26 protein-coding genes are annotated in these 24343 nt (G+C 71.9%); 9 read left to right on the top strand and 17 right to left on the bottom strand.

The window, feature by feature from the left end; genetic code table 11:
* Positions 1–20: 20 nt before the first annotated feature.
* Complete coding sequence (locus tag KV205_RS23075) at positions 21–908, top strand: fumarylacetoacetate (FAA) hydrolase (RefSeq protein WP_265866455.1); 888 nt, start codon at positions 21–23, stop codon at positions 906–908.
* Here KV205_RS23075 and KV205_RS23070 read toward each other — a convergent pair.
* Complete coding sequence (locus KV205_RS23070; protein WP_265866454.1) at positions 867–1337, bottom strand: MerR family transcriptional regulator; 471 nt, start codon at positions 1335–1337, stop codon at positions 867–869. The two genes, KV205_RS23075 and KV205_RS23070, sit on opposite strands and share 42 nt — an antisense overlap.
* A gap of 78 nt (positions 1338–1415) precedes the next feature.
* Here KV205_RS23070 and KV205_RS23065 point away from each other — a divergent pair, with 78 nt between their 5' ends.
* A complete protein-coding gene (locus tag KV205_RS23065) occupies positions 1416–2201 on the top strand; it encodes an SDR family oxidoreductase (protein WP_265866453.1) in 786 nt (261 codons plus the stop codon).
* An 83-nt stretch (positions 2202–2284) separates the two neighbouring features.
* On the opposite strand, the gene KV205_RS23060 is transcribed toward KV205_RS23065, so the two are convergent.
* The 4 genes from KV205_RS23060 to argS all read right to left on the bottom strand — a co-directional run bounded on the left by KV205_RS23060 (position 2285) and on the right by argS (position 7080).
* Positions 2285–3499 carry an MFS transporter gene (locus KV205_RS23060; protein ID WP_265866452.1) on the bottom strand — a complete coding sequence of 405 codons (1215 nt, stop codon included), beginning with the start codon at positions 3497–3499 and terminating at the stop codon, positions 2285–2287.
* Between the two features lie 106 nt (positions 3500–3605).
* On the bottom strand, positions 3606–4346 hold the full coding sequence (locus KV205_RS23055; protein ID WP_265866451.1) for an SDR family NAD(P)-dependent oxidoreductase: 741 nt from the start codon (positions 4344–4346) through the stop codon (positions 3606–3608).
* Positions 4343–5107: an arylmalonate decarboxylase gene (locus KV205_RS23050; RefSeq protein ID WP_265866450.1), complete on the bottom strand. Its 765-nt coding sequence runs from the start codon at positions 5105–5107 to the stop codon at positions 4343–4345. Before KV205_RS23050 ends, KV205_RS23055 begins: the two co-directional genes overlap by 4 nt.
* A gap of 200 nt (positions 5108–5307) precedes the next feature.
* Entirely contained in the window at positions 5308–7080 is a 1773-nt protein-coding gene (gene argS / locus KV205_RS23045) for an arginine--tRNA ligase (protein WP_265866449.1), read from the bottom strand.
* A 218-nt stretch (positions 7081–7298) separates the two neighbouring features.
* Between argS and lysS the strand changes: the two genes are divergently transcribed.
* A complete protein-coding gene (lysS, locus tag KV205_RS23040) occupies positions 7299–9020 on the top strand; it encodes a lysine--tRNA ligase (RefSeq protein ID WP_265866448.1) in 1722 nt (573 codons plus the stop codon).
* Positions 9021–9127: 107 nt separating this feature from the next.
* On the opposite strand, the gene KV205_RS23035 is transcribed toward lysS, so the two are convergent.
* The 3 genes from KV205_RS23035 to KV205_RS23025 all read right to left on the bottom strand — a co-directional run bounded on the left by KV205_RS23035 (position 9128) and on the right by KV205_RS23025 (position 12290).
* Entirely contained in the window at positions 9128–10396 is a 1269-nt protein-coding gene (locus tag KV205_RS23035) for a DUF2637 domain-containing protein (RefSeq protein ID WP_265866447.1), read from the bottom strand.
* 161 nt (positions 10397–10557) lie between these two features.
* A complete protein-coding gene (locus KV205_RS23030) occupies positions 10558–11292 on the bottom strand; it encodes a DUF3558 domain-containing protein (RefSeq protein WP_265866446.1) in 735 nt (244 codons plus the stop codon).
* A gap of 134 nt (positions 11293–11426) precedes the next feature.
* Complete coding sequence (locus tag KV205_RS23025; protein ID WP_265866445.1) at positions 11427–12290, bottom strand: DUF3558 domain-containing protein; 864 nt, start codon at positions 12288–12290, stop codon at positions 11427–11429.
* Positions 12291–12466: 176 nt separating this feature from the next.
* Here KV205_RS23025 and KV205_RS23020 point away from each other — a divergent pair, with 176 nt between their 5' ends.
* Positions 12467–13660 carry an RtcB family protein gene (locus tag KV205_RS23020; RefSeq protein ID WP_265866444.1) on the top strand — a complete coding sequence of 398 codons (1194 nt, stop codon included), beginning with the start codon at positions 12467–12469 and terminating at the stop codon, positions 13658–13660.
* A gap of 58 nt (positions 13661–13718) precedes the next feature.
* Here KV205_RS23020 and KV205_RS23015 read toward each other — a convergent pair whose 3' ends face one another.
* From KV205_RS23015 to KV205_RS23000, 4 genes are all read right to left on the bottom strand, one after another.
* On the bottom strand, positions 13719–14561 hold the full coding sequence (locus KV205_RS23015) for an LAGLIDADG family homing endonuclease (protein WP_265866443.1): 843 nt from the start codon (positions 14559–14561) through the stop codon (positions 13719–13721).
* A 141-nt stretch (positions 14562–14702) separates the two neighbouring features.
* Entirely contained in the window at positions 14703–15374 is a 672-nt protein-coding gene (locus KV205_RS23010; protein WP_265866442.1) for a DUF2278 family protein, read from the bottom strand.
* Positions 15375–15428: 54 nt separating this feature from the next.
* On the bottom strand, positions 15429–16193 hold the full coding sequence (locus tag KV205_RS23005) for an SDR family NAD(P)-dependent oxidoreductase (protein ID WP_265866441.1): 765 nt from the start codon (positions 16191–16193) through the stop codon (positions 15429–15431).
* Positions 16194–16259: 66 nt separating this feature from the next.
* Positions 16260–16595 carry a YnfA family protein gene (locus KV205_RS23000; protein WP_265866440.1) on the bottom strand — a complete coding sequence of 112 codons (336 nt, stop codon included), beginning with the start codon at positions 16593–16595 and terminating at the stop codon, positions 16260–16262.
* An 88-nt stretch (positions 16596–16683) separates the two neighbouring features.
* Here KV205_RS23000 and KV205_RS22995 point away from each other — a divergent pair, with 88 nt between their 5' ends.
* Positions 16684–17160 carry a hypothetical protein gene (locus KV205_RS22995; protein WP_265866439.1) on the top strand — a complete coding sequence of 159 codons (477 nt, stop codon included), beginning with the start codon at positions 16684–16686 and terminating at the stop codon, positions 17158–17160.
* Between the two features lie 17 nt (positions 17161–17177).
* Here KV205_RS22995 and KV205_RS22990 read toward each other — a convergent pair whose 3' ends face one another.
* Positions 17178–18734, bottom strand: coding sequence for an FAD-dependent oxidoreductase (locus KV205_RS22990; protein WP_265866438.1), 1557 nt, complete (start codon positions 18732–18734; stop codon positions 17178–17180).
* Between the two features lie 159 nt (positions 18735–18893).
* Between KV205_RS22990 and KV205_RS22985 the strand changes: the two genes are divergently transcribed.
* Complete coding sequence (locus KV205_RS22985) at positions 18894–19454, top strand: TetR/AcrR family transcriptional regulator (RefSeq protein WP_265866437.1); 561 nt, start codon at positions 18894–18896, stop codon at positions 19452–19454.
* Positions 19455–19505: 51 nt separating this feature from the next.
* On the opposite strand, the gene KV205_RS22980 is transcribed toward KV205_RS22985, so the two are convergent.
* Positions 19506–20252 (bottom strand): Mut7-C RNAse domain-containing protein, encoded by a 747-nt coding sequence (locus tag KV205_RS22980; RefSeq protein ID WP_265866436.1) that lies wholly within the window; start codon positions 20250–20252, stop codon positions 19506–19508.
* A 123-nt stretch (positions 20253–20375) separates the two neighbouring features.
* Between KV205_RS22980 and KV205_RS22975 the strand changes: the two genes are divergently transcribed.
* A complete protein-coding gene (locus KV205_RS22975; RefSeq protein ID WP_265866435.1) occupies positions 20376–20816 on the top strand; it encodes a GNAT family N-acetyltransferase in 441 nt (146 codons plus the stop codon).
* Here KV205_RS22975 and KV205_RS22970 read toward each other — a convergent pair.
* Together KV205_RS22970 and KV205_RS22965 are read right to left on the bottom strand one after the other, a co-directional pair.
* Positions 20800–21378 carry a GNAT family N-acetyltransferase gene (locus KV205_RS22970; protein WP_265866434.1) on the bottom strand — a complete coding sequence of 193 codons (579 nt, stop codon included), beginning with the start codon at positions 21376–21378 and terminating at the stop codon, positions 20800–20802. The two genes, KV205_RS22975 and KV205_RS22970, sit on opposite strands and share 17 nt — an antisense overlap.
* A 14-nt stretch (positions 21379–21392) precedes the next feature.
* Positions 21393–22289 carry a helix-turn-helix domain-containing protein gene (locus KV205_RS22965; protein ID WP_265866433.1) on the bottom strand — a complete coding sequence of 299 codons (897 nt, stop codon included), beginning with the start codon at positions 22287–22289 and terminating at the stop codon, positions 21393–21395.
* Positions 22290–22369: 80 nt separating this feature from the next.
* Between KV205_RS22965 and KV205_RS22960 the strand changes: the two genes are divergently transcribed.
* A complete protein-coding gene (locus KV205_RS22960; RefSeq protein ID WP_265866432.1) occupies positions 22370–22993 on the top strand; it encodes a TIGR03086 family metal-binding protein in 624 nt (207 codons plus the stop codon).
* A 12-nt stretch (positions 22994–23005) separates the two neighbouring features.
* Here KV205_RS22960 and KV205_RS22955 read toward each other — a convergent pair whose 3' ends face one another.
* Positions 23006–23248 carry a hypothetical protein gene (locus KV205_RS22955; RefSeq protein ID WP_265866431.1) on the bottom strand — a complete coding sequence of 81 codons (243 nt, stop codon included), beginning with the start codon at positions 23246–23248 and terminating at the stop codon, positions 23006–23008.
* A gap of 219 nt (positions 23249–23467) precedes the next feature.
* Between KV205_RS22955 and KV205_RS22950 the strand changes: the two genes are divergently transcribed.
* Positions 23468–24331: an ABC transporter substrate-binding protein gene (locus KV205_RS22950; RefSeq protein WP_265866430.1), complete on the top strand. Its 864-nt coding sequence runs from the start codon at positions 23468–23470 to the stop codon at positions 24329–24331.
* The last annotated feature ends 12 nt before the right edge of the window (positions 24332–24343 follow it).

Below are 24343 nucleotides of genomic sequence, written 5' to 3'. Positions count from 1 at the left end.
TGAGAAAGGTCCACGAACCCATGCTGATCCTCAGCGAATACGAGTACCGGGACCGGCGGTACGTCAGCCTCGGCATCCAGACCCCGGGCGAGCCGCAGACCCTCCACGCGGTCGCCGAGGGCGCGCTCCTCGACGTCTTCCTCACCGACGGCGGACCGGACGCGATCACCGCCCTCGTCGAGGCCGCCGAGACGGTCACCGTCACCGCCGGCGACCCCGAGCTGCACGCCCTGCCGCCGCTGCTGCCGACCACCGGCGCCTCGCTGGTCAGCGGCTTCCTCGGCACCCACAAGTCCAAGGCGGACGCCATCGAGTCGCACGACGGCCGGCCGCCGATCCCCAAGTGGTACTTCAAGGGCCTCGGTTCGTGGCTGCGCACGCCCGGTCAGCCGCTCGTCGTCCCCGCCGAGCCGATCATCCTGATCGAGGAGGCCGAGGTCGCCCTCGTCCACGTCAACGACGCCGACGGCACGCCCCACTACGCCGGCTTCACCTTCGGCAACGACTTCTGCGACATCGGCCTGCACCGGATCCACCCCGGCTACACGCCGTCCGGCAAGCTCTGCGACACCGGCATCTCGCCGTACCTCTTCGTCGGCGAGCCGCCGCGCTCGGCCACCGGCCGCGTCACCATCGAGCGCGCCGGACAGGTCGCCTGGGAGGGCAAGTTCGACTGCGGCGCCGACGCCCTGTACTTCACGGTCGAGGACATGGTCGACCGGGCCTTCTCCTTCCCCGCGCTTCGCCGCCCCGGGCTGGTCAACTACCTGCTGACCGGCGCCGACCTGAGCAGCTTCCACGACGGGTTCCAGGTCGCCGACGGCGACCGGCTCACCATCGAGGTGGCCAGCCACGGGGTCGTGCTCTCAAACACCGTCCAGTACGGCGGCACGGCCTCGTCCCACTGACGTACTCGGTGTGCCGGACGCACCCCCTGACGCACTCGGTGTGTCGGTGCGGGCCGCGACGCGCTCCGCCTTCCTGCGGCGTACTTCCGCGAGGTAGGCGGAGACCGCGTCGCGGTTGCGCTCCAGACACCGGATGCGTTCGGTCATGCGGTCGCACTCCTCCTCGAGGGTGGCCAGCATCTCCGGGGTGGCCTCCTCGAAGTGGATGGCACGGGGCTGACTGAGGCACGGCAGGATCTGCTTGATGATCCTGGTGGGCAGCCCCGCCGCCAGCAGGCCGCGGATCTGCATGACCCGGTCGACGAAGGCCTCGGCGTAGTCGCGGTAGCCGTTGGGCTCGCGCGACGAGGCGATCAGGCCCTGTTCCTCGTAATAGCGCAGCAGCCGCCGCGAGGTCCCCGTGCGCTCCGACAGCTCACCGATCCGCATCCCCGTCAACTCCCCTCGTACGTACCTCATTTGACCCGCTTGACCCTCACATTAATGGAAAGGTTTCAGGATCCCGTCATGACGAACACCCACCAGTCCAACGGAGGAAGCACCGTGACCGAGACGCCCGAGCTGACCGGCAAGGTGGCCCTGGTGACCGGCGGCAGCCGCGGTATCGGCGCGGCCGTGGCCAAGCGGCTCGCCGCCGCCGGCGCCGCCGTGGCCGTGACCTACGTCCGGGCCGCCGACCAGGCCCGCGCGGTCGTCAAGGACATCGAGGCGGCCGGCGGCAAGGCCGTCGCCATCCAGGCCGACCTCACCGAGTCCGACGCCGCCGTGGCGGTCGTGGAGCAGACGGTCCGCGACCTGGGCCGGATCGACATCCTGGTGAACAACGCCGGCTTCCTCGCCTACGGCGCCTTCGACGAGGTGACCGCCGAGGACCTGGACCGCGCGCTCGCCGTGGACGTCCGCTCGATCTTCCTCGCCTCCCAGTCCGCCGCCCGGCACATGGGCGACGAGGGCCGGATCATCAGCATCGGCTCGTGCTTCAACGGCCGTGTCCCCGGCTCGAACTTCGTCGTCCAGGCGATGGCCAAGACCGCGCTCATCGGCTTCACCAAGGCCCTCGCCCGGGAGCTCGGGCCGCGCGGGATCACCGTCACCGCCGTGGACCCGGGCCCGATCGACACCGACATGAACCCGGCCGCCGGCGAGAGCGGCGACTTCCAGCGCGGTCTGACGGCCCTGGGCCGGTTCGGCGAGGCCGAGGACATCGCCGCCGCGGTGGCCTTCCTCGCGGGCCCCGGCGGCCGTTACGTCACCGGCACCTCGCTCGCCGTCGACGGCGGCTACACCGCCTGACGAACCCTGCGTGAAAGCCGCGAGGCGCCCCGGCCGTTCCCCCGGCCGGGGCGCCTCGCGGCTTTCGTACGGCGTCGCGGACGTCAGGCCCGGCTCTTTCCGGGGAAGCCGTGCGCGCGGGAGGCGAGGACCACGACCAGGACCGGGACCAGGAGGGCGAGGACGATCCAGGGGAACGGGGTGACCCCGACGGCCTGCAGCACGAGGCCGCCGGCGATGCCGCCGCCGGCCATGGCCACGTTCCACAGCACCACCAGGATGGCCTGGGCGGCGTCGGCCGCCTCGCCGCCGGCCTGCCCCGCGGCCGTCTGCAGCAGGGTGGGCACACCGCCCCAGCCCAGACCCCACAGCGCCGCGGCGACGTATACCAGGGCGTCGGTGCCGGAGAACGCGCCCAGGACCGCGACGGCGAGGCCCACCAGGAGGGTGCTGGCGATGGTCAGGGTCCGCAGGTGCGCGGCGATGTAGGTGCCGACGACCCAGATGCTCACCAGGGACGCGACGCCGAAGACGAGCAGGGCCGCGTCCGTCTGGTCGCCCATGCCGATGTCGTCGAGGAAGGAGGCGATGTACGCGTACAGGATGGTGTGCGCGAGGACGAAGACCAGCATGACGAAGAGGACCGGGGTGACACCGGGCACCCGAAGGGTGCTGCGTACGGGGATCTTGCCGCCCGCCGCCTGCCCCGGGTAGTCGGGCACGATCGCCGCGATCCAGACCAGGAGCAGCACGGTCAGGCCGGTCATGACGAGGAACGCCGCCTGCCAGTTCGCGATCTTGCCCAGGAAGGTGCCGGCCGGGACGCCGAGCGACAGGGCGACGGGGATGCCGGCCATCGCGATGGCGATGGCGCGGCCCTCCTGGTGCGGGGCGACCATGCGGCGGGCGTACCCGGCGAGCAGCGCCCAGGCCAGGCCGGCGGCCACACCGGCCAGGAAGCGGCCGACCAGGGTGAGCGGGTAGTTCACCGACAGGGCGGTGATGGTGTTGGCGACGGCGAAGGCGCCCATCGAGGCCATCAGCAGGCGCTTGCGGCGCCATCCGGCGGTGGCCGCGGAGAGCGGGATGGTGGTGAGGACCGTGCCCAGCGCGTAGATGGTCACCGTCTGGCCGACGGCCGACTCGCTGGTGTGCAGGGTGTCGCTCATCGCGGGCAGGAGCCCGGCGGGCAGCGTCTCGGTGAGGCTGGTGATGAAGACGGCGACGGCCAGCGCGAGCAGGGCCGCCATCGGCAGCTTCGCGGTCTCGGCCGGCGGGGCGTCACGGGTGGGGGACTCGGGGGAAGCGGTACTCGTCATGACGAGATCCTGAAACCTTTCCATTGATGTGAAGGTCAAGGGCGGCGTGCGGGGACGGGGCTCCGGGGGAGCGGCCGCGCGGGCGGCGGGCAGCGCCGGCGGGCGGCTACAGGCGCAGGGCGTGGATGCCGCCGTCGACGGTGAGGACCGTGCCGGTGGTGCCGGAGGAGGCGGGGGTGGCCAGATAGGCGATGGCCTCGCCGACCTCCTCGGGGCGTGCGAGCCGCCCGAGGGGATGCCGCTCGTTCAGCTCGGCCCGCGCCGCCGCCGGGTCCGGGGCCAGCGCCAGGACGCGCGCGATCCAGGGCGTGTCGACGGCGCCGGGGGCGACGGCGTTGACCCGTATGCCCTCCCGGACGTGGTCGGCGGCCATCGCGAGCGTCAGCGAGTAGATCGCGCCCTTGGACGCGGAGTACAGCGTGCGCCGGGGCACGCCGGTCAGCGCGAAGACGGAGCAGGTGTTCACGATCGCGGCCGCCGGGGACTCGCGCAGATGCGGCAGCGCGGCACGGGCGAGCCGCACCATGCCGATGACGTTCACGTCGAGGACCCGCCGCCACTCGTCGTCGTCGTTGCCCGTGATGTCGCCCTGGGCGGCGATGCCCGCGTTGTTGACGACGATGTCGACCCGGCCGAAGCGCTCGACGGCCTGCGCGACCGCGGCGCGCACGGAGGCGTCGTCGGTGACGTCACAGGCGATCCCGACCGCCGGGGCGGCGACCTCGTCGGGCTTCAGGTCCAGGCCGGCGACGCGAATGCCCCGGGCGGCGAGGGCGGCCGCGGCGGCCGCCCCGATCCCGGACGCGGCGCCGCTCACCACGGCCACGAGGGATTCGGAGGTCGTCATCGCACCGCCCCGTCGATCCGCTGGAGCAGGGCGTGCTCACCGGCGCCGGCGAGCCCCGCGGTGCGCCGCGCCCACCACGCCGCCGCGCTGTTGGAGGTGATGAGGGTCCGCCGCGTGCCCTCGGCGGCGAGCGCGGCCACGGCCGGCAGCGTCCCCATGCCCGTGCCGGTGAACAGCACGGTCCCGTCCTCGGGGACGTCGGCCTCCCGTATGCGCTCCAGGAGCGTCTTCGTCGTCACGAGGTACGGGTTGAAGTCCTCGTCCTTCTCCTCGCCGCGGCCCGGCGGGTTCGGCCCGGCGGGCGCGAGCACGATCCGCTCGACGGTCAGGCCGGCCTTCTCCCAGTAGCCGCGGGACAGTTCGGTGAGCCACGACGCGTACGGGGACACCAGCGTCAGGCTGCGCACCCCCAGCGCGTCGCACAGGTCGAGGATGGCCAGCGTCGTCGACTGCACGGGGAACCCGCAGCGCTCCGACAGCTCCGCGCAGAAGGCGCGGTCCCCGTCGGGGCCCAGCAGATAGTGCGAGGCGTTGCACGCCACGACGGCGCCGTCGAGTTGCATGGTCCCGAAGGTGGCGAGCACATCGGGAAGCACCTCGTTGTACATCTCCATCGTTTCCAGGGTGAATCCGGGAGTCACCGGGAAACGCGTCGTGTACACATTCATCTCGGAGCCGAGCAGTTGGTGGTACTCGGGTTCCGCGATGGGGTTCTCGGGCGGAACGAGCAGCCCTAAGCGGGGCAGCGTGAAGATATCCATGCCCGCAAGCTAACGCCGAAAACGGGGGCGATTCCCCCGTCCTGACGTACTGCCATGTCAATCTTGAAATGTCTTTCAGTCTTGACACTTCTTGACGAGCCGCCACATTTTCTTTGCGAATGGGCGTCGCTATGAGCGCCGGGAAAAGCGAGGACGGCCATGCCCGAAGGCATGGCCGTCCATTCCCGTGCTGCCGGGTGTCAGAGACGCTCGGGCGTCCGGATGCCCAGCAGGGCCATGCCCTGGTGGAGGGTCCGGGCGGTCAGGTCGCAGAGGAAGAGGCGGTTCTCGACCTGCTCCGGGGTGTCGGCCTTCAGGACCGGGCACTCCGAGTAGAACGCCGTGTACAGCGACGCCAGCTGGTAGAGGTACGCGGCCAGCTTGTGCGGGGCGAACTCCTCGGCGGTCTCCTGGATGATCTCGCCGAACGAGTCCAGGTGCAGGCCGAGTGCCCGCTCCGAGGCTGCGAGTGCCAGCTCCGAGTGGGCCGCGGGCTTCGCGTCACCGGCCTTGCGCAGGATCGACTGGATACGGGCGTACGCGTACTGCAGGTACACCGAGGTGTCGCCGTTCAGCGAGACCATCTGGTCCAGGTCGAACTTGTAGTCCCGCGCCGCCGACGTCGACAGGTCCGCGTACTTCACCGCGCCGATGCCCACCTGAGCACCCCGCTCGGCGATCTCGTCCTCCGACAGGTCCTGGCCGGCCTTCTCGCGGACAACCGCCGAGGCACGCTCGACCGCCTCGTCGAGCAGGTCCACCAGCCGCACGGTCTCGCCCTCACGGGTCTTGAACGGCTTGCCGTCCTTGCCGAGGACCGTGCCGAAGGCCAGCTGGTGCGCCTTCACCTCGTCGTTCAGCCAGCCGGCCCGCCGGGCCGTCTCGAAGACCATCTTGAAGTGCAGCGACTGACGCGCGTCCACCACGTACAGCAGGGTCGACGCCTTCAGGTTCTGCACCCGGTCGCGGATCGCCGACAGGTCCGTCGCCGCATAGCCGAAGCCGCCGTCGGACTTCTGGACGATCAGCGGGACCGGGTTGCCCTCCGGGCCCTTGATGTCGTCGAAGAACACGCACAGCGCACCCTCGGAGCGGACGGCCACGCCCGACTCCTCCAGGATCCGGCAGGTCTCCTGAAGCATGTCGTTGTAGCCCGACTCGCCGACGATGTCGGGGTCACGGATGTCCATGTCGAGCTTCTCGAAGACCGAGTAGAAGTAGATCTTCGACTCGTCGACGAACCGCTGCCACAGGGCGAGGGTCTGCTCGTCGCCCGCCTGCAGGTCCACGACCCGCGCACGGGCCCGCGTCTTGAACTCCTCGTCGGAGTCGAAGAGCGCACGCGACGCCTTGTACAGCCGGTTCAGGTTCGACATGGCCTCCTCGCCGGAGACCTCCGCGCCCGCGCCCTCGGCCTTGTGGTCCAGCTCGTGCGGGTGCTCGATCAGGTACTGGATGAGCATGCCGAACTGGGTGCCCCAGTCGCCGATGTGGTGACGCCGGACCACCTGCTCGCCGGTGAACTCCAGGATCTCGACCATCGCCGCGCCGATCACCGCCGACCGCAGGTGGCCGACGTGCATCTCCTTCGCCACGTTCGGCTGGGCGTAGTCGATCACCGTCGTGCCCGCCGCCTCGTTGAACGGCACGCCGAGCCGCGCGTCGGCGGCACGGGCCGCGAGCGTGTTCACGATCGCCGCGTCGGAGACCGTGATGTTGAGGAAGCCGGGGCCCGAGACCTCGATCTCCTGCAGCACGTCATTGGCCGGGATGGCCTCGACGACCTTGGTCGCCAGCTCACGCGGATTGCCCTTGAGCTGCTTGGCGAGCGCCAGGATGCCGTTGGCCTGGAAGTCGGCCCGGTCGCTTCGTCGCAGCAGCGGGTCGGCGGACCCGGCCTCCGGCAGGGCTGCCGAGAGGCCTTCCGCGAGGCGCTGCTGCACGGTCGAAGCGAGGGAAGGGACCGAGGCCATGAGCTTCCGTTCCTGTGGTGGGAGACTTACGGGCTGTTTCGCCTGTCAAGTGTCCCACGGGCGGGCAACGAGTTTTCTCCCCCTGTGGACAACCCCGGAGCGTGTTCCGTCCTGTGGACAACCTCGGAGTGCGTCCTTCCGTCTGGGACAATGACTCGTGTGGGGCCGACCGGCCCGCAGGCTTTCCGAAGGAACCAAGGAAGAAGGACGAACCGACCGTGGCTCAGAGCAGCACCGAGACCGACTGGGTCTCCCGTTTCGCGGACGAGGTCATCGCCGAGTCGGAGCGACGTGCGCCTGGCAAACCGGTCGTCGTCGCCTCCGGCCTCTCCCCCTCCGGCCCGATCCACCTGGGCAACCTCCGCGAGGTCATGACCCCGCACCTGGTCGCCGACGAGATCCGCCGCCGCGGACACGAGGTCCGCCACCTCATCTCCTGGGACGACTACGACCGCTACCGCAAGGTGCCCAACGGCGTCGCGGGCGTCGACGAGTCCTGGGCCGAGCACATCGGCAAGCCGCTGACCTCCGTCCCGGCCCCGGCCGGCTCGCCGTACCCGAGCTGGGCCGAGCACTTCAAGGCCGCCATGGTCGAGGCGCTGGCCGAGCTCGGCGTCGAGTACGACCCGATCAGCCAGACCGAGCAGTACACCTCCGGCGTCTACCGCGAGCAGATCCTGCACGCCATGCGCCACCGCGGCGACATCGACGCCATCCTCGACCAGTACCGGACGAAGAAGGCCCCCAAGAAGCAGTCCCAGAAGCCCGTCGACGAGGCCGAGCTGGAGGCCGCCGAAGGCTCCGGCGCCGCCGGCGAGGACGACGGCTCCGGCGGCGGCGCCGGCTACTTCCCGTACAAGCCCTACTGCGGCCAGTGCGAGAAGGACCTCACCACCGTCACCGGCTACGACGACGAGACCACCGAGCTCTCCTACACCTGCTCCTCCTGCGGCTTCGCCGAGACCGTCAAGCTCAGCGAGTTCAACCGCGGCAAGCTGGTCTGGAAGGTCGACTGGCCCATGCGCTGGGCCTACGAAGGCGTGATCTTCGAGCCCTCCGGCGTCGACCACTCCTCGCCCGGCTCGTCCTTCCAGGTCGGCGGCCAGATCGTCGGCATCTTCGACGGCGTCCAGCCCATCGGCCCCATGTACGCGTTCGTCGGCATCAGCGGCATGGCCAAGATGTCCTCCTCCCGCGGCGGCGTCCCCACCCCGGCCGACGCCCTGCAGATCATGGAGCCCCAGCTCCTCCGCTGGCTCTACGCCCGCCGCCGCCCCAACCAGTCCTTCAAGGTCGCCTTCGACCAGGAGATCCAGCGGCTCTACGACGAGTGGGACAAGCTGGAGGCCAAGGTCGCCGACGGCACCGTGCTCCCCGCCGACGCCGCCGCCCACGCCCGCGCCGCCCGCACCGCCGCCGGCGAGCTCCCGCGCACCCCGCGCCCCCTGCCGTACCGGACGCTGGCCTCCGTCATGGACATCACCGCCGGCCACGACGAGCAGACCCTGCGCATCCTCACCGAGCTCGACCCGGAGAACCCGGTCACCACGCTCGACGAGGTCCGCCCGCGCCTCGACCGCGCCGAGAACTGGATCACCACCCAGGTCCCGGCCGACCAGCGCACCATCGTCCGCGACGAGCCCGACACCGCACTCCTCGGCTCGCTCGACGACGAAGGCCGCGAGTCGCTGCGCCTCCTCCTGGAGGGCCTCGACACCCACTGGTCCCTCGACGGCCTGACCACCCTGGTCTACGGCGTCCCGAAGGTCATGGCCGGCCTCGACCCCGAAGCCAAGCCCACCCCGGAGCTCAAGCTCGCCCAGCGCTCCTTCTTCGCCCTCCTCTACAAGCTCCTCGTGAGCCGCGAGACCGGCCCCCGCCTCCCCACGCTGCTGCTCGCGGTCGGCGCGGACCGCGTGCGCAAGCTGCTCGGCGCCTAGCCGTCACCGTCGGCCCGAACCGACGGCCCGAACCGACGGCCCGAGCCGACGAAAACCGCCCTCCTCCGCATCGCGCGGAGGAGGGCGGTCTCATGAGCGGGCGCCGCCTACGGCGTGTGGGTCTCCGCCCACTCCTGCTCGATCCGGAGCCGCAACTGCGGGATCAACTCCCGCAGGATCGACGTACTCCGCGGATGAGTGATCCCGTACCGGTCACTCAGCCTTATGTCGAGCTGCTCCGACGTCGGGAACTCCTGGTTCTCCTCCACGTAGTCCCACATCGCCTTGTACGCCGACTCCGCGAACTCGACCGTCGACGGCTCCTCGTCCACGAACTCCGAGTACTCCTCGAACTCCTCCGGACCCGGCGGCGGAACATCGTCCGGACCCTGCGGGATCGGCACCGGAGTCGGCTCCAGACCCTCCACGATCTGAGGGTCGTACGTACCCTGATAGGTCTCCGGCGAGAGCTGCTGCGCCGCGAACCACGGGTTGCCGTCCTCACCCGGAACACCCTGCTGAGCGGGCACCGCCTGAGCCGGCACCGTCTGCCCGGGCACCGTCTGCCCGGGCACCTGCGCCGCCACCTGCACCGGCTGCATCTGCGCCTGCGCCTGCGCCTGCGCCTGGGGCAGCTCCGGAGCCACCGGAGCCACCGGAGCCACCGGAGCCACCGGGGCCGGCGGCAGCAGGGCCGGTTCCACACCGGCCGCCGCCAGGCCCGCCGCCGCCGTCTCCGCCAGCGGCACGCCGTACTTCGCAAGCCGCAGCGGCATCAGCGCCTCCACCGGCGCCTTCCGCCGCCACGCCCGCCCGAACCGGGCCTGCAGCCGCGCCTGATAGATCAGCCGGTCCTGCTCCAGCTTGATCACCTGCTCGTACGAACGCAGCTCCCACAGCTTCATCCGCCGCCACAACCGGAACGTCGGAATCGGCGACAGCAGCCAGCGGGTCAGCCGCACGCCCTCCATGTGCTTGTCGGCCGTGATGTCCGCGATCCGGCCCACCGCGTGCCGCGCCGCCTCCACCGCGACCACGAACAGCACCGGGATCACCGCGTGCATGCCCACACCCAGCGGGTCCGGCCACGCCGCCGCGCCGTTGAACGCGATCGTCGCCGCCGTCAGCACCCACGCCGTCTGCCGCAGCAACGGGAACGGGATCCGGATCCAGGTCAGCAGCAGATCGAGCGCGAGCAGCACACAGATGCCCGCGTCGATGCCGATCGGGAAGAAGTACGAGAAGTTCCCGAAGCCCTTGTCGACGGCGAGCTCGCGCACCGCGGCGTACGAGCCGGCGAAACCGATCCCGGCGATGATCACCGCACCCGCGACGACCAGGCCGATGAGTATCCGGTGCGTGCGTGTCAGCTGCATCGCGGCCACCCGCGATCCCTCCCGTCGTTCGACATCTCGCGGGCACAGACTGGCACATGTGCGCGAAGCCCGACCCCCGGGGGAGGGACGGGCTCCGGAACGAATCAGCACAAACGGCGCGCAAACGTCGTACAGACGCCGTACAGACGCCGTGCAGACGCCTACTTGTTGGCCGCCTCGACGGCGGCGATCGCCTCCTTGGCGGCCTTCAGCGCACCATCCGAGATCGTCTTGTCCGACGGAGTGTCAGCCCCGGCGTAACCGGCACCGTTGTACGACAGCAGCACCACCACATTGCCCGCACGCGCGACCACCGAGGCGTACTGGAAGTCCTCGTCCGTCTTGCGCAACTGGTACGTCACCGTGTCCGCCTGCTCGCCGACGCCCGTCGTCTGCGTCGTCTTCAGCTTCTTCGCACCCGCCGTGGCCTGGACCTTCGCCAGCTCCTTGGCGTAGCTCTCCGTGGCCCGCTCCTGGCCGCTGCCGAGCGTCGCGTCCGACTCGTAACGGTAGAACGACACATCGAGCCAGCGGTACTGCGAGCCCTTCGTGCCCTTGTCCTCCAGACCGTTCCACGAGCAACCGCCACGGCTCGCGGCATCGCTGGAGGTGGCCTCCGTGCCGTTCTTGTTCTTCACCTTCGGCACGAGGCTCTCGACCGTCTTCGACGAGACCGACTTGCAGATCTCCGGCAGCTTCCCGAACTTCGCCGGCTCCACCTTCTTCGTCGACTGCGTGGGCTGCGGCGCCGCCGCGGACGAGGACGCCCCCTTGTCCGGGGCACCGGAGCCCTTGTCGCCGGAGTCCGATCCGGAGGAGCAGCCGGCGGCGACGAGCATCACCGGGACGGCGGCGCAGGCGAGTATGCGGGAGAGGCGCGGGGCAGATCGCTGCATGGTTCCTTCAGTCGCTTGTCGTACGGTCCGGGGGCGCCCTGAGCGCGTCCGGCCGGCCGACGGCCGGCTGCCGACGGGCGGATACGCCGACACGTTACGTGGTCCGACGCCGCTCACGGAGCGGGTCCGGACGGCTACTCCTCAAGCCGCTCGGCGAGCAGCCGGGCCAGATTCCGGGCCTTTTCCTGCAGCTCCCTGCTGTCGGGCACCTCGGCGGAGGTCGTCGTCTGCTCTTCGTACGCCACCGTCACGATGACGTTCGATGTGCGGAACACCACGCTCACGAGCCGCTTCGCGCCCGACGGGCCGGGCGCGGCGAGCGTGTCGTTCACGAACGCGACCTCGCCGAGCCCGTCGAGCGTACGGGGCTCCAGACCGGTCGTCGGCGAGGCGGGAGTAGCCGGGGCGGACGGGGCCGATGGGGCCGTGCTCCCGTGCGACGGCTCGTGCCCGGCGAGCGCGGAGGTGGCCGCGCCGCTCGGGGCACCGGTCGGGGCACCGGTCGGGGTCGGGGCCGTGGCCGGGGTCTGGGTCGTGGTCGGCGGCGGCGCGACGATGCCCGCGGCCGACTGCTTGCTCCCGAACACCTCCTGCGCGCGGTCGGCGTCGCTGACCGCCGGGTCGTACGACACCACCCGCTCGAAGTCCAGCGTCAGCCGGTGCGTCGCGTCGGGCGCGTCCGCCTTCCAGCTGCACCCCACCCGCCGGTCTGTGTCGAACGTCGCCGCCGCCGTCCCCCGATAGGTCCGGTCCCGCTCGGCGTCCGACAGCGCGGCGGCCCCCGGCAGCAGATCCTTCAAGGTCGCCTGCGGCACGGCACCACACGGCTCGAACAGCGTCCGGTAGCGCCCGGGCGCCGCCGTCGTGGTGGCCGGACCCGCCTTGGCGTCCACCGTCTCCGCACTCGGGGCGGTACCGGAGGAGCAGCCGGTCAGCCCGACCCCCAGGGCCATGGCCACCGCGGAGACCACCACGGACCCGTACGCCTTGCGCTGCACGATCCCAGGCTCCCTTCTCCGGGAGGCGAACCCCCGAAAACCGATTGCCGCGCCGCCTGGCGCGATGAACACAATGTGTATCGCAAGCACGGCCGTCGATGCCGGTCCGCAGTCACCTGTACGGGCTTTGGCTCCGGTTTTTGCGTTATCATACTTTTCGGGGGAATCGAGGGAGTATGTCGTACGTAGAGGTACCGGGCGCGAAGGTACCCATCCGCATGTGGACCGACCCGGGCTCCGTCGAGGACGGCGCGATGCGCCAGCTCCAGAACGTCGCGACGCTCCCCTGGATCAAGGGCCTCGCCGTGATGCCCGACGTGCACTACGGCAAGGGCGCGACGGTCGGCTCCGTCATCGCGATGCGCGACGCGGTGTGCCCGGCGGCGGTGGGCGTGGACATCGGCTGCGGCATGTCGGCCGTCAAGACCTCCCTCACCGCGAACGACCTCCCGGGCGACCTCTCGCGGCTGCGCTCCAAGATCGAGCAGGCGATCCCGGTGGGCCGGGGGATGCACCGCGAGGCGGTGGACCCGGCCAGGCTGTTCCAGTTCCCGACGGCGGGGTGGGGGGACTTCTGGTCGCGCTTCGACACGGTCGCGGATCCGGTCAAATTCCGTCGCGAACGGGCTGAAAAGCAGATGGGAACGCTCGGAGCGGGCAACCATCTGTGCGAGGTCTGTCTCGATGAGTCAGGTTCGGTCTGGCTGATGCTGCACTCCGGCTCCCGCAACATCGGCAAGGAGCTCGCCGAGTACCACATCGGCGTGGCGCAGAAGCTGCCCCACAACCAGGGGCTGGTTGACCGCGACCTTGCGGTGTTCGTCTCGGACACCCCGCAGATGGCTGCCTACCGTAACGATCTCTACTGGGCGCAGGAATACGCGAAGTACAACCGGGCCGTCATGATGGCGCTGCTGCAGGAGGTCATGCGGCGAGAGTTCCGCAAGGCGAAGGTCACCTTCGAGTCGGTGATCTCCTGCCACCACAACTACGTGGCGGAGGAGCGGTACGAGGGGATGGATCTGTTGGTCACCCGCAAGGGCGCGATCCGGGCCGGCTCCGGCGAGTTCGGCATCATCCCGGGCTCCATGGGCACCAGCTCGTACATCGTGAAGGGGCTCGGCAACGAGGCCGCGTTCAATTCCGCCTCGCACGGCGCGGGCCGCCGGATGAGCCGCAGCGAGGCGAAGCGACGGTTTACGACCAAGGACCTGGAGGAGCAGACCAGGGGCGTGGAGTGTCGGAAGGACGCGGGCGTGCTGGACGAGATCCCGGGTGCCTACAAGCCGATCGAGAAGGTGATGGAGCAGCAGCGGGACCTGGTCGAGGTGGTCGCGAAGCTGAAGCAGGTCGTGAACGTGAAGGGCTGAGACGAGACGCCGAGAGGGCCGATGCGTGCGCATCGGCCCTCTTCATGCGGTGCGGGGATCAGTCCTTCTTCAGCAGGCGCCAACGGCGCAGATTGCAGGACTGGTGGGTCCGGCCGAGTGCTGCGGCGGCATCATCGATCGTTGCTGCTTCGAGCAGGATCCGGTCCTCCAGTGGAGTCCACGCGCGCCGCTGGCGGGGCGGAGCCATGCCGGCCGGGCGTTGCCAGGCGCTGACTTCGGTCGCTGCCGCCTTCTTGCGGTCGAGGGCGAGTGCGCCGGGCGTGTAGAGGTGCTGTGCTAGTGCCACGCCAGCTTCCTGCATGTATGTCACGTTGTAGATGCCGTCGCGCTTGTTGCGTCCGGGGAGCTTGCGGATACCCAGAGTGCGATTGGTGTAGTGGCAGAGGTAGAGGGCGATGGCCGTGCTCTGGGTGGTGAGGCTGACGAAGGGGATGCCCTGTTTGGTGAAGCCCACCGAGCCATCGGCGTCGATCAGGCCCCGCAGGTAGTCGGGTCGGGAGAACGGCACTCGGGGTGGTGTGATGCGCTTTGACTTGCGGCCGTAGGGGATGCCGAGCTCGTTGAGCTTCGTGCGGGCTTCCAGGGCGCAAAGGGTCCAGGTCGCGGTGTGGCTGACTGCGGCGAAGTTCGTCGCCCGGGTGCGCTGCGTGATGCTGCTGTTGTACGGCGTGAGGCGCTGGAATTCTTCCAGGATCGCGATGTCGCGGGCGTTGATCTCGGCCGTCAGCCTGCCCTTCTGGCCCGCACCTTGGGCGAGGTGCCCGTCGGCCTGGAGGAAGCCGAACATGTACGCGTAGTCGGGGTTTTCCAGGTCCATGAAGGAACTGGCGGGTGCGTCGAGGTCGAAGAGCGTCGGCGCGCTAGGGTCGTGTTCAGCCATGGGAAGTTGCGCCTTCCTGATGGTGAGGCCCTCGGTCGGGATTGCAGTCCCGGCCGGGGGCCGTTGCTGTATGGAGTTGTTTTGACCGTAGGTCGGGCGTTCGGGTGGCGTTGGGGCTTTCGGGGGATTCACCCGAACGGGTCAGTTCGCGGGGTGGCCGAGGATGTTCGTGTGGGCGGCTTGGCTGGAGAACTTGTTCAGGAAGACGTCGTAGCGGCCGTCGGGGCGGCGGGTGGCGGTGGCGCCGTCCTGCCAGATGCCGTTTTCGGGCCACCACTGGGAGCCGGCGGGGTCGCCCTGGTTCTGGTGGATGTTGTGCATGCCGAGGTCGCCCGGGGGGTCGTCGTCGAAGGGCTCGCCGAAGACGAGGATGGGGCGGCCGGGGGCGAGGAGGGGTTCGAGGGCGGTGGCGGCGTCGAGGTTGGTGCCGGCCTGCCAGGGGTGGGAGCCGAGGAGGTCGAGGAGTTCCTCGAGCCAGGTCGGTGGGCGGCGTTGGAAGAGGACGCCGGAGTGGTCGACCAGGGGTGGGTGGCGGAGGTAGTCGAGGGCGCCGGAGTCCGGGCTGGGCGCGAGGTCGTGGTAGCCGGGGGTGAGGGCGGCGGCCTGGCCGAGGGTGTGGGCGTCCAGGGTGAGGGTCTTCCACTCGACGCCGACGTTGGACTGGTGGCTGTCGACGTCGATCGCGCACTGGTAGCGCCCGGCGGGGGCGTCCACCTCCACGTGGACGTGGAACCAGCGGCCCTGGTCGTCGGGCTGGTCGCGGTAGTGGCGGTACACGGTTCCCGAGAGCACGCCGTAGCGTTCGAAGGGCATGCCGTCAGTGAAGCAGCCGGAGCGCCGCGGGGCCTGGCGGCGCTCCGGGAACGGTCAGAGCTCGCGGTGGACCTTGGTGTTGGAGGCCTGGGCGCGGGGGCGGACGACCAGGAGGTCGATGTTGACGTGCGGGGGGCGGGTGCAGGCCCAGGTGATGGTGTCGGCGACGTCGTCCGCGGTGAGCGGCTCCGCGACGCCCGCGTAGACCTTGGCGGCCTTCTCGGTGTCGCCGCGGAAGCGGGTGGTGGCGAACTCCTCGGTGCGGACCATGCCGGGGGCGACCTCGATGACGCGGACCGGGGTGCCGACGATCTCCAGGCGGAGGGTCTCGGCGAGGACGCGGGCGCCGTTCTTGGCGGCGACGTAGCCGGCGCCGCCCTCGTAGGTGGAGTGGCCGGCGGTGGAGGAGACGACGACCACCGTGCCGTCGCCGCTGGCGGTGAGGGCGGGGAGCAGGGCCTGGGTGAGGTTGAGCGTGCCGATGACGTTGACCTCGTACATGCGGCGCCAGTCGTCGGGGTCGCCGGTGGCGACGGGGTCGGCGCCGAGGGCGCCGCCGGCGTTGTTGACGAGGACCGCGAGGGTGCGGAAGGCGGTGGCGAACTCGTCGACGGCGGCGCGGTCGGTGACGTCGAGGGCGTAGGCGGTGGCCTGGTGGCCGGCCTCGGTGAGCTCGGCGGCGAGGGCCTCGATGCGGTCCTTGCGGCGGGCGGTGAGGACGACGCGGTAGCCGGCGGCGGCGAGCTGTCGGGCGGTGGCCGCGCCGATGCCGCTGCTCGCTCCGGTGACGACGGCGATGGGCTTGCCGGGGGCGGTCATGACGGACTCCTCGCGCGGGTGGTCGGTGGGCCTGGTGGCCGGCGTGGTCAGGATAGGCGGGGCTGGTCAGCGGCCGCGCGGGGCCCACATGATCACGGCCATGCCGGCGAGGCAGATCAGCGCTCCGGTGACGTCCCAGCGGTCGGGCCGGTAGTTGTCGGCGACCATGCCCCAGGCGAGCGAGCCGGCGACGAACACGCCGCCGTAGGCGGCGAGGATGCGGCCGAACTGGGCGTCGGGTTGGAGGGTGGCGACGAAGCCGTAGAGCCCGAGGGCGATGACGCCTGCGCCGATCCAGGCCCAGCCGCGGTGTTCGCGGACGCCCTGCCAGACGAGCCAGGCGCCGCCGATCTCGAAGAGGGCGGCGACGACGAACAGGGCGGCGGAGCGGGCGATGAGCATGGGGGCAGGGTGGCACGGGCGGGACACGCGGCCGGGCGGTACTGACGGGTAGTCAGAATATATGCGGATCAATCGGTATCTTCGGGGCATGAGTGCGATGCGCAAGGTGCTGCTCGGCGTGACCCTGACGGCTGCCCTGGTGGCCGGGACCGGCACCGGGGCCGTGGCCCGGACGGCCGGGGACGAGGCGGACCTGGCCCACCACGGCCATGTCTCCCTGTGGGACGGGGAGCTCGGCGTCTGGCTGGTCAGCGAGAACCACGGCCCCACGGACGTCCACCAGGCGACCGTCCGGCTCGCCTTCTCCGCCCCGATGGCGGGCGGCCAGGAGCTGCCGGCGGCCTGTCTGTGGAGCAGCGACCGGGTGATCTCCTGCCGTACGGGTGAGCTGCGGGCGGCCGGCGCGGCCGACGAGATCGCGCTCACCCTGCGGACGGCGGGCCGCCCCGAGGAGCTGACCGTGGACATCCGCACGGTCTGGCGCGACGGCGCCGCCGACCGCAACCCGCGCAACGACCGTCACCATGTCCTGGTCCTCGCGACGGGCGACCCGTACGTCTTCTGACACCGCGCCCCTCCTCCCTACAGCGCGGCCGTGTAGCCGTCGGGGCGGACCAGGAGGGTGTCGCGGCGGGCCGGGTTGGCCCAGGTGGCGCGGATCAGGCCGCCGTCGGTGACCGGGGCCGTGCCGGGAAGGGCCGGGGTGGCGCCGTCGGAGTCCTCGGGGGTGACCAGGACGAACTCGCCGGCCCGGAGGAGCTCGTGCAGCCGGCCCTCGCGCAGCTTCAGGTCGGGGACCCGGCGGGTCCCGGGGCCGTAGCCGATGCCGATGCCGCTGATCTGGCCGATCGCCCGGTCGGCGACCGGGCGGACGGAGCCGATCACCCGGGTGGCGAGGTTCCGGCCGAACCGCTGGAGCGGGGTGTGCGCCATGGCGAGCCGGACGATGGCGCCGCTGGTGCGCAGCACGCGGGCGCCGATCGGGTGCCGCTCGGTCTGGTAGCCGTCGAGGACGGCCTCGGGGTCGCGGGCCGTGCCGCGCAGCACGGCGGCGAGCCGCCAGGAGAGGTTGGCGGCGTCCTGGAGGCCGGTGTTCATGCCCTGGCCGCCGGCGGGGGAGTGGACGTGGGCGGCGTCGCCGGCGAGGAAGACCCGGCCGGCGCGGTAGGCGGGGGCCTGGCGCTCGTCGCTGTGGAAGCGGGAGATCCAGCGCGCGTCGCGCATGCCGTAGTCGCGGCCCAGGGCCCGGCGGGCGATGTTCCGGAGCTCGTCCAGCTCCACCGGCTCGTCGTCGGCGACCTGGCGGCGCCGGTCCCAGCCCATCACCCGGTACCAGCCGTCGCCGAAGGGGGCGAGGAATGCGAAGGCGTCCCCGGACGGCGAGGCGGCCACGGTGAGCAGCTTGTCGGGCTCCTCGTCGAGGCGCACGTCCGCGAGGACGATCGAGCGGATCACCGAGGCGCCGGGGAACGGCAGCCCGAGCGCGGTGCGGACCGCGCTGCGCACGCCGTCGGTGCCCACCAGATAGCGCGCCCGTACGGTGACCGGCCCGTCGGTCCCGTCGGTCCTGTCGGTCCTGTCGGTCCTGTCGGTCCCGTCGGTTCCGTCGGCCGCGTGCGATCCGTCGGCCTCGTCCGCCCCGTCGTGGCCGGTGAGTTCGGCGGTGACGCCGTCGGCGTCCTGCCGCAGGGCGTGCAGCTCCGTCCCGTACCGGAAGTCCACTCCGGCGGACCGTGCGCGCCGTTCGAGCAGGTGCTCCACCTCGTACTGCGGGGTGATGAGCAGGAAGGGGAAGCGGGTCTGGAGCCCGGAGAGGGAGAGGGAGAGCTGTCCGAAGAGGCGCAGGCTGGTGATCGTCGTGCCGGTGGCGAGCAGCTCGTCGGCGAGGCCGCGGGCGTCGAGCTGCTCCAGGGTGCGGGCGTGGACGGCGAAGGCGCGGGTCAGGTTGGAGCGGCCGGCGGGCCGCCGCTCGACGACCGTGACCTTCAGCCCGGCGGCGGCCAGGTCCCCGGCGAGCAGCAGCCCGGTGGGCCCGGCGCCGACGACGAGCACGTCCGTGTCGTGGGCGGGAGTGAGGTCGGGAGAGGGGGTGGCGTCGTGGTTCGTGGCCGTGCCGTGCGTGGTGCCCGTGGTGCTCATCGCTGCCTCCAGGGGGTGCCTGCGGTCGTCCGGGTCCGATGCCCGTTGCCCGAGCGTCGGCCAACGGCTGTGGGCCAACGCTTGTGGGTCAACGCTTGTAGGCAAAGGTAGACCCGTCCGCATCGCGATGTCAACGCCTGTGGGCCTACACTTGTGGACATGACGACCGCACGACGCTCCGACGCCACCCGCGCCGCGATCCTCGACGCCGCCCGCGAGCGCTTCGCCGCCGACGGCTACGAGCGCGCGACCATCCGCGCCATCGCCAAGGACGCCGGGATCGACCCGTCGATGGTCATGCGCTACTACGGCAACAAGGAGGGGCTGTTCGCCGCCGCCTCCATCATCGAGCTGGACCTTCCCGAGCTCGGCTCGATGCCCGCCCGGCACATCGGCGCGGCCATGGTCGAGCACTTCATGGACCGCTGGGAGCGCGACGACGTGCTGACCGGGCTGCTGCGGGTCGCCGTCACCAACGACAGCGGAGCCGAGCGCATGCAGCAGCTCTTCGCCGAACAGGTCGGCCCCTTCGTCGCGGGCTTCTGCCCCGACTCCGCCGACGCGCCGCGCCGCGCCGGACTCGTCGCCTCGCAGATCCTCGGCATGGCGCTCACCCGCTATGTGCTGCGGTTCCGGCCCGTCGCCGAGATGGAGCGCGCGGACGTCGTCGCCTGGCTCGGCCCGACGATCCAGCGCTATCTGACGGCCGAGGCCCCGTAGCGCCTCAGGCGACAGGTCGGGCGGTCGGCGGGCCGACCGAGGCGGTACGGGTCAGGGGCGCGGTGCCGCCGTCGCGCCGCCGAACTCGCGGACCGCGTCCGTCACGATCGCCTCCAGGCGCGCGTGATGGGCGCCCCGCCAGTAGATCCGCCCGCACTCGGTGCACTGTGCGAACACGTCGTACGTGTTCTCCGTGCCCTTCTCCAGCCGCTCGCGCACCGCGTCCTTGTCGGTCTCCGTCAGCGGCCCGTTGCACGCCGTGCAGCGGGTCCACGGCGCGAGCGGCGGCGCGAAGCGCTCCAGTACGTCCCGCAGCTGGTCGTCCGGCCGGTCGCTGTAGACGTAGGCGCCCGCCCACAGTTCGCGGCGGCGCAGCAGCCCGCGGTCCCGGGACAGCATCACCCGCCGCTCCTTCGCGGACAGCGCGGCGAGCGCCGGATCGCCGATGTCCTCGCTCTCGTACGCCGCGTCGACGCCGAGCAGCCGCAGCCGGCGGGCCAGCGTCCCCAGGTGCACGTCGAGCAGGAAGCGGAGCGGCGCGCCGGGCACCGGCTGGGGCCGCTCGACCCCCTCCACCTCGATCGTCTCGCCCGCCGCCGGCACGTGCGACGGCTCCACCGGGCGCCCGTCCACGAGCAGCCGTCCGGCCTCGGTCAGCGGCACGCCCAGCGACTCCACCACGTGTCCGAGCGACGAGGCGCCGTCCGTGGTCACGGTGCTGTACCCCGCGCGGCGGTCGGCCGCGACGAAGAGGCGCAGGCCGGGGGCGAAGGCGATCTGGATCTCCGGTCCGTTCACGGAGCCAGAATGTCACCGCCCGCACCCGCCCTGCCAGGCAATTCCGCCCCCTGCCCCCGCCCCGCCGCCTGCCGCACCCCCGGGCCAAGGCCCCCGGGCCAGAGGCCGGGGTACGGTCCCGGCATGAAGATCATCGACCTGGAACCCGGCGACCCGCGCCTGGAGACCGAGCTGCTGCCCGTGCTCCGCGAGCTGCGCCCGCACCTCACCCCCGAGCTGTTCCGCGACATCTACGCCACCGGCCACGCCCAGGGCCTGCGCTTCAGCGCCGCCTACGCCGACGACGGCGCCTGCGTCGGAGTCGCCGGCTGGCGGATCGTCATCAACACCAGCGCGGTCAAGAAGCTGTACGTGGACGACCTCGTGACCAGCGAGAACGCCCGCTCCGGCGGGGTCGGCCACGCGATGATCGCACACCTGGAGGGCCACGCCCGCGCGGCCGGCTGCTACGAGCTCAACCTGGACTCCGGCACCCACCGCACCGCGGCCCACCGCTTCTACCTGCGCGAACGCCTCGACATCGTCGCCTTCAACTTCGCCCGGGAGCTCAAGCCCCTGCCGTAGGGACCCGGCCCTGCTCCAGGTCGAGGCGCCAGGCGTTGCACCGTAGCGGGTGGCCCGGCGGGTACTCGTAGTCCCGTTCCCCGAGCAGGGTGAAGCCCGCCTTGCGGCACACCGCGTTCGACGGCGCGTTGTCCGTCGACGGGAAGGCGAACAGCGACCGGAACCGGCCCTCCGCCCGCGCGCGCTCGATCACCGCGAGCGTCGCGGCGGTGGCCACGCCCCGGCCCTGGAACCCGGGCAGGACGGTCCAGCCCGTCTCGTACACCGGCTCGCCCTCCCAGGACGACTCCCAGAAGCCGACCGAACCGGCCGGCCGCCCCTCCGGAAGCACCTCGACCCGGAACATGCACCCGGGGCGGTCGGCGGCGGCGCTCAGCTCCACGTACCGCCGCTGGCGGACGACGAGCTGCTCCTCGCTCTCCGGGCCGCCCAGATGCCCCATCAACTCCGGTGCGTTCACCGCCCGGAGCAGCCCGCCGTCCTCGTCCGACCACGGGACGAGCCGGACGCCCGTGCTGCTCTCGCCGCTCTCGCCGCTCTCGCCGCTCTCGCCGATCTCCATGACGACACCGTAGGTCAGGCCGCTGACAACGCCCGCGCGTACGCGGTCGGCGGCACCCCGACCGTGGCCGTGAAGTCCCGTACGAGATGGGCCTGGTCGCTGTAGCCGAGGTCGGCGGCGAGCCCGGCCCAGTCCGGGGTCTCGGCGGGGGCGCCGGACTCGGCGCGCTCCAGGGCCTCGTGGATGCGGTAGCGGAGGATGACCCACTTCGGGCCGACGCCCACGTGGGAGGCGAAGAGGCGCTGCAGCGAGCGCGGCGAGAGGCCGGCCGCCCGGGCGAGCGCGGACACCCGGCGCATGCCCCGGTCCGTACGCACCAGGTCCACCAGGGCCATCGCCTCCTCGGCCGCCGGGTCGGGGACCGGGCCATGCGCCAGCAGGAACGCGTCGAGCGCCGCCACGCGCGCGTGGTCCCCGGCGGGGGAGAGGATCCGGGCGGCCGGTTCGTCCTCCGGTCCCTCGTCCTCCGCTTCCGGGAACGCCTCCGCCAGCGGCGCGATCCGGCCCGTCCAGTGCGACACCGGCCACGCGGGCGCGAACGGACGGAAGCCGCCCGGCCGGAACTGCACGCCGCAGACCCGGCCGGTGCCGGTCAGCTCCTTGGTGAAGAGCTCCAGACCGATGCCGGACACCACGGCGGAGTCCAAAGGCCCCGTCGGCCGCGCGTCGCGCTCGAAGACCACGTTCACGGAGGGGTGCGGGACGACGTGCGAGGCGTACGGCTCCGTGAGGTCCCAGTCGATCAGCCAGTAGTGCTCCAGATACGGGCGGAGCTCGGGCGCCGGCATGTGCCGCCGGAAGCGGACCCGGGCCAGCAGTTCGGCGGCGTCGACGATCCCCCGGGTGTCACGCCGGGGCCCCGGCCCCTGCCCTTGCTCTGGTCCTGGTCCGGGTCCGGAGGCGGTCGTCATTCTTCGCATGCTAGGCGCCGGGTTCCGGCCTGGCGCGTTTCTTCAAGAAGAGCCGGTTTTCGCCGCCTAGCGTCGGTCCCATGACGTACGAAGCCGGCACCCGGAATCCCCCGCTCGCCGAACTGCTCGGGATCGCCGCGGCGCACGCCGTGCCCATGGTGCGCGGCACCGCCGACGCGGATCTGGACGCGCCCACGCCCTGCGCCGAGTACGACGTGCGCGGGCTGCTCGACCACCTCTTCCGGGTGGTCGAGAACTTCACCCTGCTCGCCGCCAAGCAGCCCTCCGACTTCGCCGGCCCCGACCCGGCGCGGCTCGCGGAGCCGGACTGGCGGGCACGCTTCGAGACGGAGACCGGGCGGCTGGTCGCCGCGTGGGCCGTGCCCGGCGCGGAGGAGGGCACGACCGGCGCCATGGACATGCCCGCGCGGACGGTCGGGGCGATGGTGCTGCTCGATCTGACCGTGCACGTCTGGGACCTGGCCCGGGCGACCGGCCGGTCCTTCGAGCCGGACGCGGCGGTGGTCGCCGAACTGGCGGGGGAGGTGGCGCGGATGGCGCCGACGGCCCGGAAGATGGGGGTCTTCGGCCCCGAGGCGCGGCTTCAGGAGCCGGGGGACGGCGACGGTTCGGGCGTGGGCCCGACGCCCTTCGAGCGGCTGCTCGCGCTGACGGGTCGCGACCCGGAGGCGAAGGCCTCCTAGCGCGCGGGTCGCCTAGCGGATCCGGCCCGCCGCGCCGACCGACAGGCGCGAGACGACCTGTCCGAAGGCGCGTTCCTCGGCCGGCGTGAGCGGGATCGTCTCCTGCGGGTGCCACACGCGGTCCAGCGGGGCGAGCGGGCGCTCGCGGCGGGTGCGGGCGCGCAGCCCCAGGGCGACCCATACGGCCGCCGAGACGGCGAGCAGGCCGAAGAGGGTGAGGACGCGGGGGTCCGAGAACTGGCCGGGCAAGGTCATGGCTGACTCCGAAGACGCGATTCCTACTGCTTCCTCCCGACCCGTTCAGTTAACACCACCCTGGGGGTCTTTCGGCAGGGGGTCCCGGGACCAAAGTCCCGCCCCCGCCCCGCCTCCGCCCCACCCCCGTCCTGCCCCGCCAGGGCCCTCTTGTGCGGGCCCGGGAACCGCCCCAAGGTGTCGGGGACGGAGATTTCCGGCCGGGGAGGGAGCATCCGCATGTCGGACGCGACGGGTACGAGCACGGGCGCATGGGGTTTCACGGACGACCGGGGTACGGGCCTGACGGCCACGCGCCGACCGGAGCGGGTCCTCGCGTACGTACGGGCCGGGGCCGCCCTGCTCGACCTGGGGGTGCGGCCCGTCGCGGTCTACGGCTCCGGGCACGACGGGGAGCGCCTCGACCCGGTGAAGGCGGGCGGGCTCGCGGCGGCGGGGGTGCCGTACCTGGGGCCGGGGCGGACGCTGACCGCGGCGCGGATACGGGAGCTGTGCGGGCCCGGCGGGATCGACCTGGTGGCGGACGTGACGTACGACGGCAAGAGCCCGTACGCGCTCGACGAGGCGCTCGCGGAGGGGCTGGGGGCGCCGCTGGTCGCGCTGTCCGTCGGCAACGAGCTGACGCTGGCGGCGATCGTGGCGCGGTTCGGTGAGCTGGCCGGTTCGCTGGGTGTGGCGGGCTCTGCCACGGCGCGGGTGGCCGACGCGGAGGCCGCGCTGCGGGCCGCCGCCGGCCGCGGCGCCCTGCGGGTCCTCGCCCTCTCGGGCGCGGGCCCCGACCAGGTCCACCTGGCCCGCCCCGAGGCCTGGCCGGAGCTGGCCCGCCTCGCCGAGCTGGGCGTCCGTCTCCTCGACCCCGGTCCGGGCCCGGGCGCGAACTGGTTGACCACCGACTGGGACCACGCCCTGGACCTCGCCCCCGACCTGGTCCTCTTCGACAGCCGCGCCAACGCGACCCCTCCGCACGTCGTCCCCCCGGCCGCCCACCTCACCCCCTGGAACCCGGAAACCCCGCCGAGCCCGCAGGCCGTCGCCCGCTTCTTCCAGGACCTGACGGCCACTCTGGAGTCCAGGGCGGCCTGAAGCCCGCCCGGG

The organism is Streptomyces sp. SKN60, from assembly GCF_026236535.1.
Taxonomy (GTDB): Bacteria; Actinomycetota; Actinomycetes; order Streptomycetales; family Streptomycetaceae; genus Streptomyces.
Note: the sequence above shows the minus strand (reverse complement) of the source record. Positions and strands in the feature narration are given on the sequence as shown.